Below are 9,410 nucleotides of genomic sequence, written 5' to 3' on the forward strand. Positions count from 1 at the left end.
CGCCCCTTCCCCCGCGAACGGGGGAAGGGGCCGCGCCGGATCACTCCGCCTTCAACGCCGCCACCGCCGCCGCGGGCACCTCGCGCCGGCCGCGGGCGCGGGCGACCAGGCGGGTCATGCCGTGGTTGATGTCGTCGAGGATGGCGTAGATGGTCGGCAGGAACAACAGGCTGACCACGGTCGAGAACGCCAGGCCGCCGGCGATCGCGCGCGCCATCGGGTAGTACGGCGGGCCGTCGCCGCCGATCTGCGTGTTCGACAGCGCGATCGGCACCATCGCCAGGATCGCCGTGCCCATCGTCATCAGGATCGGGCGCAGGCGCTCGCGGCCGCCGGCCACCAGCGCCTCGGTGCGGTCCATGCCGCGCCGGCGCAGGTTGTTGATGTGCTCGATCATCACGATGCCGTTGTTCACCACCACGCCCATCAGCACCAGGATGCCGATGAACGACATGATGTTGAACACGGTGCCGGTGAGCGCGAACAGCCAGAACACGCCCAAGATCGAGAACAGCACGCCGCTCATGATCGCGGCCGGGAACAGCATGGACTCGAACACCGCCGCCATCACCACGTAGATCATCACCAGCGCCAGCAGCAGGTTGAACAGCATCTGCTGCATCGCCTCGTCGTCCTCCTGGAACGCGCCCTCGAAGGTGTAGGAGTACCCCGGCGGCAGGGTCAGCGAGGACATCACCTGCTCCATCGCCTTGCGCGCCTCGGGCACGGTGACCTTGTCGGCGAGGTTGGCGCGGATCGCGATGGTGGTCTGGCGGTTGGTGCGCTGGATCTCGGTGGCCGCCGGGCGCACCGACACGTCCACCAGGCTCAGCAGCGGCACGCTGCGCCCGTCGGGCGAGCGCACGGTGAACGAGGCCAGGTCCTCGGCGCCGAAGCCTTCCGCGCCGGCGAAGCGGATCCACACCGGCACCTCCGTGTCGCCGCGGCGGAACTCGCGCAACGGTGCGCCGCGCAGGGCGATGCCGACGAAGCTCGCCACCTGCTCGGCGCTGAAGCCGAACGCGGCGGCCCGCTCGCGGTCCACGCGCACGGCCAGCTCGCTGTTGCGGTCGCCCACGTCCACGCGCACGTCGCGCAGCTCCTTGCGCCGCGCCAGGATCGGCACCGTGGCCTCCGCGATCTCGAGCAGGGCCTCGGCCGAGTCGCCGACCAGCTGCACCTGCACGCCCTGTCCGCCCTCGCCGCCCGGGCCGCCGCGGTTGCCGATGCCGATGTTGGCCCGCGCCGATTTCGGCAGCTCCTTGCGCAGCGCCTCGACCAGGCGGTTGGTCTCGGCGATGTCGGTGGTGTCGAACTTGAGCATGGTGCCGGCCCAGCCCTGCTCGCTGAAGAACGAGTAGATCTGGGTGATCCGGTACTTGGCGCGGTTGCGCTCGAGGAACTGCTCGATGCGCCCCACCTCGTCCGAGATCTGCTCCTTGGTGTAGGCGCCCTTCCACTGGTAGTAGACCTCGGTCTCGCCGCCCGCCTCCTCGTTGAACATGTCGAACTTGGTGAACTTCATCGGCACCAGGCTCACCACGATGATCAGCAGGATGCCGAGCACGCTCCAGCCGCGGTGGCGCAGGGTCCAGGCCAGGAAGTCGCCGTAGCGCCGCTGCAGCCGGCTGATCGCGCTGCGCTCGTCGCGCACCGCCGGCGGGGTCTTCATCCGCGCCGCGGCCATGGGGATCAGGCTGACCGCGACCAGCCACGAAGCCAGCAGCGAGATCGAGATCGTGATCGCGATCTGGGCCATGAAGATGCTGATCTGGTTGGTCTCGCCGAACAGGTTGGGCACGAACACGATGCAGTGGCACAGCGTGCCCGCCGACAGCGCGATGGACACGTGCCTGGTGCCCACGATCGCGGCGCGGAACGGCTGCCCGGGGTACTTCTCCTGCTCCTGGTAGATGCTCTCGACCACGACCACGGCGTTGTCCACCAGCATGCCGATCGCCAGCAGCAGGCCCATCATGGTCAGGATGTTGAGCGTCACGCCGGCGAAGTACATGAAGCCGAGCGTGATCACGAAGCAGATCGGGATCGCCAGCGACACCATCAGGGTCGAGGGCCAGTGGCGCAGGAAGAAGTACAGGACGATCACCGACAGCACCAGGCCGATCAGCCCCGCCTCGGCCAGTTCCTTGAGCGAGCTGGTCACGCCCTCGCCCTGGTCTTCGATGATGTTGACCTCGATGTCGCGCAGCTCCGGCGCCTGGCGGATCTGGTCCACCTCCTCCAGCGCGCGCCTGGCCACGTCCACCAGGTTGGCGTTGCGCTCCTTGAAGATGTCCAGGCCGACCGCCGGCTTGCCGTCCAGGCGCCGGCCATAGTCCATGCGCTGCGGCTTGAACCGCACATCGGCCACGTCGCGCAGGCGCAGGCCGTTGTCGCCGATCACCAGTTCGCGCAGCTCGTCCAGGTCGCGCAGCTCGCCGACCGGCTGCACCCGCAGGCGCTGGCCGTCGGCGTCGATCAGCCCGGCCGAGACCGAGAAGTTGACCGAGCGCAGGCGCTGGGCGAGGTCGTTGAGGGCGATGCCGTGGGCCTCGATCCGGTCCGGGTCCACCGCGATCTCGACCTCGTTCGGCGGCGCGCCCGACACGTCCACCCGAGCCACGCCCGGCAGGCGCTCGATGCGGCGCTTGAACTCGCGGTCGATCAGGTCGTAGGCGCGGGTCAGGTCGAGGGTCTTGCTCGCCAGGCGCACCTTCAGCACCGGCTGGTCGCTGGTGGAGAACTTGAGCACGAAGTAGCGCTGCAGGTCCTCCGGCAGCTCCGAGCGGATCGCGTCTATGCGCTCGCGCGCCTCGCTGGCGGCGATCTCCACGTCGCGGTCCCAGTCCGAGAACTGGACGAAGATGTTGGCGCCGTCCGAGCGCGCGCTGGCGTCAATGCGCTTGATCCCGGTGAGCGTGGACAGCGCCTCCTCGATCGGGCGCACCACGGTGCGCTCGACTTCCTCCGGCGTGGAGCCGGTGTACGGCACCTGCACCATGATGAACGGCGGCGAGACCTCCGGGAACATCTCCAGCGGCAGGCGCAGGGCCGCGATCAGGCCGACCACGAACAACGACACGAACAGCATCGTGGTCGTGACCGGCCGCCTCAGGCTGAGTTCGGCGACGCTCATGCCGGTTCGCCCTCCGGTTCACCGCCGGCGCGCGCGGCCTCGGCGGCGGCGCGGTTGCGGCGCCCGCGCTCGGCGTACCAGGCGTCGGCGCGGCGGTCGAGCAGGTCGTAGACCACCGGGATCACCACCAGGGTCAGCAGGGTGGACACGGTCAGGCCGCCGATCACGGTCAGCGCCATCGGCGCGCGCACCTCGGCGCCCTCGCCCGCGCCGATCGCCAGCGGCGCGAAGCCGAACAGGGTGCACAGCGTGGTCATCATGATCGGGCGCAGGCGCGAGCGCGCGCCCTCGACCAGCGCCTCGCGCTTGGGCACGCCCTCCTCGCGCAGCTGGTTCACCTTGTCTATCAGGATGATCGCGTTCTTGACCACGATGCCGACCAGCAGGATCAGGCCGATGAACACCACCACCGACACCGGCGAGCCCGACAGCAGCAGCGCCAGCACCGCGCCGACCATGGCCAGCGGGATGGTGAACAGGATCACGAACGGGTGCAGCAGCGACTCGAACTGCGAGGCCATCACCAGGTAGACCAGGAACACGGCCAGGCCGAAGGCGAACAGCAGCGAGGCCACCGACTGCGCCAGTTCCTCGCCCTGGCCGCCGATGTGCATGCGCACGCCGGTGCCGAGCGGGTTCTCCTCGACGATGCGCTGCACTTCCTGCACCGCGGTGCCGAGGTCAATGCCGCGCAGGTTGGCCGAGACGATCGCCACCCGCACCTGGTCGGCGCGGTGGATCTCGCTCGGGCCGGTGGTCGCCACCACGTCGGCCACTGCGTCCAGCGTCACCGGACGGTCGCTGCCGGGGTTGACGATCAGGCGGCGAATGTCCTCGACCGAGGAGCGATCGGACTCGCGCGCGCGCACCAGCACGTCGATCTTGCGGTCGCGGAAGCTGTAGCGGGTGGCGACCTCGCCGCGCACCTTGCGCACGATCTGGTCGGCGATCTGGCGCGTGGTCAGGCCGAGCGCCGCGGCGCGCTGCTGGTCGAAACGGATCTGGATCTCGGGGAAGCCCTCCTCGACCGTGGACTTCACATCGGCATAGTGCGGGTTCTGGCGCAGCAACGCGGCGAGCCTGCGCCCGGCGGTTTCGATCTCGGCCAGGTCCTGCCCGCGCAGTTCGACTTCGAGCGGAGTCGAGAACGAGAACAGCTCGGGGCGGCTGAAGTCCACCTCGGCGCCGGCCACGCCCTGCATCGCGCCGCGCAGGGTCTCGGTCAGCGCGGCCTCGGTCCCGGCGCTGCCGCCGTCGGCCATCACCACCGTGAGCTTGGCGATGTTCTCGCCGGACTCGGTCGGGTTGGCGTCCAGGCGCGTACCGCTGCCACTCACGCCGTAGAGCGCGTGCAGGCCGGGCTCGTCGGCGTGACGGCGCTGCAGTTCGCGCACTACCGCGTCGGTCTCGCGCAGTGGCGTGCCGGGCGGCAGCTTCACCGTCATCTCGAAGCGGTCCTGCGCCAGCTGCGGGATCAGGTCGGCGCCGAGCAGCGGGATCGCGGCCAGGGTCAGGGCGAAGGCGAGCGCGGCGCTGCCGAGCACCAGCGCCGGCCGCTGCAGCGCGGCCGGGAGCAGGCGCAGGTAGCCCCGCTCGGCGCGGTGGTAGGGCGACATCGCCAGGTCGCTGGCCTTGCGCATGACCGGCGCGACCAGGCGCACCGCGACGCGCCAGGCCCGCACCGCCAGCCAGGCCGCGCCGAACACCAGGCCGCGCACGGTCGCGCCGATGCCGTGGCCGGTGGCCGCGAGCGGCTTCTGCCAGCGCTTGTCCGGCTGCCAGCGCGGATGCGGCGGCTCCTCCGGGAACGCCATCGGCGCCCGGCCCTTGAGCGAGGACAGCATCGGTATCAGGGTCATCGCCACCACCAGCGAGATCGCGATCGCGATCGCCACGGTCAGCGCCTGGTCGCGGAACAGCTGGCCCGCGATGCCCTCGACGAACACCAGCGGCAGGAACACCGCGATCGTGGTCAGGGTCGAGGCCACCACCGCCATGCTCACCTCGCGGGTGCCGGCGATCGCCGCCTCCAGGATGCCCAGTCCGCGTTCGCGCGCCTTGGCGATGGACTCGAGCACCACGATCGAGTCGTCCACCACCAGGCCCGTGGCCAGCGCCAGGCCGCCCAGCGACATCACGTTCAGGCTCAGCCCGAGCTGGCCCATGAAGAAGAACGTGGCCACGATCGAGACCGGCAGCGACAGCGAGATCACGAACGTGCTCCAGCCATCGCGCAGGAACAGGAAGATGATCAGGATCGCGAGCAGGCCGCCCTCGATCGCGGCCTTCTGCACCTCGCGGATCGAGCTGCGGATGAACACCGACTGGTCGTCGATGGTGGTCAGCTCGGCGTCCGGCGGCAACTGCGACTTCAGGTCCTCCAGCCGCTTCTTCACCGCGTCGGCCGCGGCCACGGTGTTGGCGTCGCCCTCCTTGTAGATGGCAAGCTCCACCGCCTCCTCGCCGCCGAGGCGGATGATCGCCTCGCGCTCCTTGTGCCCCTGGCGCACTTCGGCGATGTCGCGCAGGTAGACCGGGGTGAGGCCCGCACCGGGCACGGCCGCGCCGTCACCGGCCTGGCCCGCGGCAGCGCGGTTGCCGCCGGCAGTGCCGTCCGCCCCGCCGTTGCCGTTGGCGCCGGCCGTCGCGCCGGCGATATTGGCGATGAACAGGTCGCGGATCTCGTCCACCGCCGCGAACTGGTTCACGGTGCGCACCAGGTAACGCTGCGTGCCCTCCTCCAGCCGGCCGCCGGAGACGTTGACGTTCTCCTGCCGCAGGCGGTTGATCACGGTGTCGATGGACAGGCCGAGCTGGGCAACCTTCTGCTGGTCGATGTCCACCTGGATCTCGTCCTCCAGGCCACCGGACACCTTCACCGCGGCCACGCCCTCGACCGGTTCGAGCTTCTTCTTCAGGTCCTCGTCGGCGTAGCGGCGCAGGGCCTTCAGCGCCGCCAGCGGATCGGCGACGCCCGCCTTGGCCGACAGCACCAGGCGCATGATCGGCTCGGTGCTGGGATTGAAGCGCAGCAGCACCGGCGCCTTGGCCTCGAGCGGCAGCTGCAGCACCTCCAGCTTGTCGCGCACCTCCAGGCTCGCCTGGTCCATGTCGGTGCCCCAGGCGAACTCGAGCACCACGTCGCTCTGCCCCGTGCGCGAGACCGACTTCAGCTTGCGCAGGTTCTTGACCACGCCGACCGCTTCCTCGACCGGCTCGGTGATCAGGGTCTCGATCTCGGCCGGCGCCGCGCCCGCGTACTCGGTGCGCACCGTCAGCGTGGGATAGCTGAGGTCGGGCAGCAGGTTGACCTTGAGGTCGCGCAGCGCGATCAGCCCGAACAGCACGAAGGTGAGGGTGACCATGGCGATGGTCACCCGGCGGCGGGTCGAGAACTCGACCAGGCCGCCGCCGCTGGGGAATGGTTTCATCGGGACACGCCCCCGTTCTTCGCGCCGTCCGCGTTGGCCGCGACCTGCGGCTTGGCGGCCGCGGCCTGGCCGAGCACCTGCACTTGCGCGCCGTCACGCAGCGCCACCTTGCCGGCGGTGACCACCTGGTCGCCGTCCTTCAGGCCGCCGCGGATCTCGGCCCATTCGCCGTCGAGGTAGCCGAGCTTGACCGGCACCCGCATGGCCTTGCCCTGGCGAACCACGAACACCGCCGGGTCGGACTCGTCCTCGAGCAGCGCCGCACGCGGCACGGTCAGGGCGTTGGTGCGCTGGTCATAGTCCACGCTGATGCGCCCGAACATGCCGGGCTTGAGCTGGCCGCCGCCCGCGAACGCCGCGACCACGCGGAAGGTGCCGCTCTTGGCGTCCACCACCGGTGCCACGCGGTCGATCACGCCGGTGAAGCGCCGGCCCGGCATCGCGTCCACTTCCATCGTCACCGGCAGGCCGGCGCGCAAGGTGGCCAGCTCGCGCTCGGGCACGTTCAGCACCGCCTCCAGGCGCGAATCGTCCACGATGCGGAAGATCGGCGTGTTGGCGGCGACGTAGTTGCCGGGCTTGATCATGCGCTCGGCGATCACGCCGGAGATCGGCGCGGTGACGTTGGCGTAGGCCACCTCGAGGCTGTCGCGGCGCCAGGCGGCGCGCGCATTCTCCAGGTCGTAGCGGATCTGGTCGATGTCGTTGGCGCTGATCAGCTTCTGCTCGGCGAGCCGGCGCGAACGCTCGTAGTTGGCCTCGAGCTTGCGCACCTGCGCGGCCGACTGCGCGGCGCTGAGCGCGGAGCGGGCGGCATCGAGCCGGACCAGGGTCTGGCCCGCGCGCACCGGCTGGCCTTCCTCGACCAGCACTTGCAGCGCCACGCCCGAGGTCTTGGCCACCACCATCGCCTCGCCGCGCGCCTCCAGCGGCGCGGTGCCGGTGTAGCGGGCGGCGATCGGCCGCCGGGCCGCACTGGCGACCTCGACCGGGATCGCCTCGGGCCCCTTCTTCTCGTCCTTGGCCTTGGCCTGGGCATCGGCGGGACCGCCCTTGCCGCAAGCCGCCAGGGCCAGCGCGCAGCCGAGGAGGACGGCACCGGCCGCAAGGCGGGAACGGCCGGGGATGGAGGTCTGGATATGCATGACGTGGTGGAACCCCATTGGTGTTATAGGCATGTATATCACCACCCCTCCCGGCGGCCATGCGCCGAAGGTCATGGTGACGGGTGCCGGTTGATCGACGCCCCCTCCCCGATCCTGATGCGGGTGGCGGCGGTTGGGTTGCAAAGAAGCGGCAAGCTATACTGCAGCGCTTGTGCGCCGCGCATTCATGCCGGCGCGTTCCCGAGCCAACCTGCGGACACACCACATGACGCGACCGTTGCCGATCGCCGCCACCCTGGCGCTGGCCTTCCTTCCGTTCATCGCCGCCGCACAGCAACCGGCCGCCGCCGGCAACGCCGACAAGGGCAAGCAGCTCACCTATACCTGCCGCGGCTGCCATGGCGTGGAGGGCTACCAGAACGCGTACCCGACCTACCACGTGCCCAAGATTGGCGGCCAGTCGGCGCAGTACCTCGTCAACGCCCTGACCGAGTACAAGCAGGGCAAGCGCAAGCACCCGACGATGCAGGCCCAGGCCCAGAGTTTCTCCGACCAGGACATCGCCGACATCGCCGCCTATCTGTCGAACCTGAAGAAGGCCAAGTGAGCCGCCCCATGACGAAGACCACCCTCGCCATCGCGGCGCTCGCCGCCTCGCTCGCCCTGACCGCCTGCGGCAAGTCCGAGCCCGCAGCCGAACACGCCGCCGGCGCCGAGTCCGGCGCCGCGCCCAAGTCGTCCTCCGCCGGCCTGCCGACGGGCCGCGCCGAGATCGGCAAGCAGCTCGCCACCACCAAGAACGCCGCCACCGGCCAGGCCTGCGTGGACTGCCACGGCGCCGACGGCAACACGCCGATCGATCCGTCCTACCCCAAGCTCGGCGGCCAGTACGCCGACTACCTGGCGCACGCGCTCATCGCCTACCGCAAGGGCGACCGCGACAATGCGCTGATGGCCAGCCAGGCACAGCCGCTGGACGACCAGCAGATCGCCGACCTGGCGGCGTACTTCGCCAGCCGCCCGGGCCAGCTCTCGGATCTGTCCGGCCAGTACTGAGCCACCGGATTCCATCGTTCCGGAACGGCCCGCCACGCGCGGGCCGTTTCCGTTTCAGGCGCCACGCGCCAGGCTCCGCACGCCCTCATCCGCCCGGCGGCGGGCGCACGCTGCCGTTGTCTTCCTGCAGGTGCGGCTTGAACGGGATGTCCGGCGGCGGCCGTGCGGTCGCCGGCTGTTCCTCGAGGTTGGGATCCACGATGTCGCAGGCGCCGCCGACCGCGAGCACGACCACGTTGCAAACCAGCCGCTTCGACGTGCCCGGGATCGGGATCGTGACCGTGCGGACGCTGCGCCGCACCCACTCCGCCAGCAGCGACTCGTGCGGCCGCCAGTACTTGTCGAACACGGTCGGGGTGTAGTCGTAAGGCGGACGGCGCAGCCAGGTGCCGGCGCGGTCGAGGTCGGCGATGCGCTCCTCGACCGTGCCGGGCGCGCGTCCGCCCGCACTGCCCGGACCGGAGGGCAGGCGCGCGCGGCCTTCGTCGTCGTACAGCCCGGGACGCGTGCCGCTGCCGGGTTGCCCCCCGGCCCGTTCGCGCGTGCCGATGCCCCAGTCGTCCGACCTGGCCGCAGCCGGCCGGCTGCCCAGCGCCGCGCTCGGCGTGGGCCCGCGCCCCGCGGTGCCCGCCTCCGTCGGCGCGCCGTCGCGCGTGGGCGACGGCGCCGGTCGCGCGCCCG

At 70.7% G+C, this 9,410-nt stretch carries 4 protein-coding genes and 2 pseudogenes; 2 read left to right on the plus strand and 4 right to left on the minus strand.

What is annotated here, in order from left to right; genetic code table 11:
- Positions 1–40: 40 nt before the first annotated feature.
- The 3 genes and pseudogenes from FPV26_RS04220 to FPV26_RS04230 all read right to left on the minus strand — a co-directional run bounded on the left by FPV26_RS04220 (position 41) and on the right by FPV26_RS04230 (position 7,712).
- Positions 41–3,136, minus strand: a complete 3,096-nt coding sequence (locus FPV26_RS04220; RefSeq protein ID WP_147652466.1) for an efflux RND transporter permease subunit — start codon at positions 3,134–3,136, stop codon at positions 41–43.
- Positions 3,133–6,549, minus strand: a pseudogene (locus tag FPV26_RS04225) (efflux RND transporter permease subunit); the annotation flags it as partial. The pseudogene FPV26_RS04225 and the gene FPV26_RS04220, both read right to left, overlap by 4 nt.
- A 14-nt stretch (positions 6,550–6,563) precedes the next feature.
- Positions 6,564–7,712: an efflux RND transporter periplasmic adaptor subunit gene (locus FPV26_RS04230; protein ID WP_147652468.1), complete on the minus strand. Its 1,149-nt coding sequence runs from the start codon at positions 7,710–7,712 to the stop codon at positions 6,564–6,566.
- 226 nt (positions 7,713–7,938) lie between these two features.
- Between FPV26_RS04230 and FPV26_RS04235 the strand changes: the two genes are divergently transcribed.
- The gene (locus FPV26_RS04235; protein WP_147652469.1) at positions 7,939–8,280 is read left to right on the plus strand and encodes a c-type cytochrome; all 342 of its coding nucleotides are present in this window, start codon (positions 7,939–7,941) and stop codon (positions 8,278–8,280) included.
- 8 nt (positions 8,281–8,288) lie between these two features.
- The gene (locus FPV26_RS04240; RefSeq protein WP_147652470.1) at positions 8,289–8,729 is read left to right on the plus strand and encodes a c-type cytochrome; all 441 of its coding nucleotides are present in this window, start codon (positions 8,289–8,291) and stop codon (positions 8,727–8,729) included.
- 85 nt (positions 8,730–8,814) lie between these two features.
- Here FPV26_RS04240 and FPV26_RS12610 read toward each other — a convergent pair.
- A pseudogene (locus tag FPV26_RS12610) lies at positions 8,815–9,410 on the minus strand (transmembrane repetitive protein); the annotation flags it as partial.

Source organism: Vulcaniibacterium gelatinicum, from assembly GCF_008033445.1.
Taxonomy (GTDB): domain Bacteria; phylum Pseudomonadota; class Gammaproteobacteria; order Xanthomonadales; family Xanthomonadaceae; genus Vulcaniibacterium_B; species Vulcaniibacterium_B gelatinicum.

Excerpts from the sequence above, each read along its gene's own strand:
- FPV26_RS04220 (WP_147652466.1), bottom strand. The coding sequence starts at position 3,136 with ATGAGCGTCGCCGAACTCAGCCTGAGGCGGCCGGTCACGACCACGATG.
- FPV26_RS04230 (WP_147652468.1), bottom strand. The coding sequence starts at position 7,712 with ATGCATATCCAGACCTCCATCCCCGGCCGTTCCCGCCTTGCGGCCGGT.
- FPV26_RS04235 (WP_147652469.1), top strand. The coding sequence starts at position 7,939 with ATGACGCGACCGTTGCCGATCGCCGCCACCCTGGCGCTGGCCTTCCTT.
- FPV26_RS04240 (WP_147652470.1), top strand. The coding sequence starts at position 8,289 with ATGACGAAGACCACCCTCGCCATCGCGGCGCTCGCCGCCTCGCTCGCC.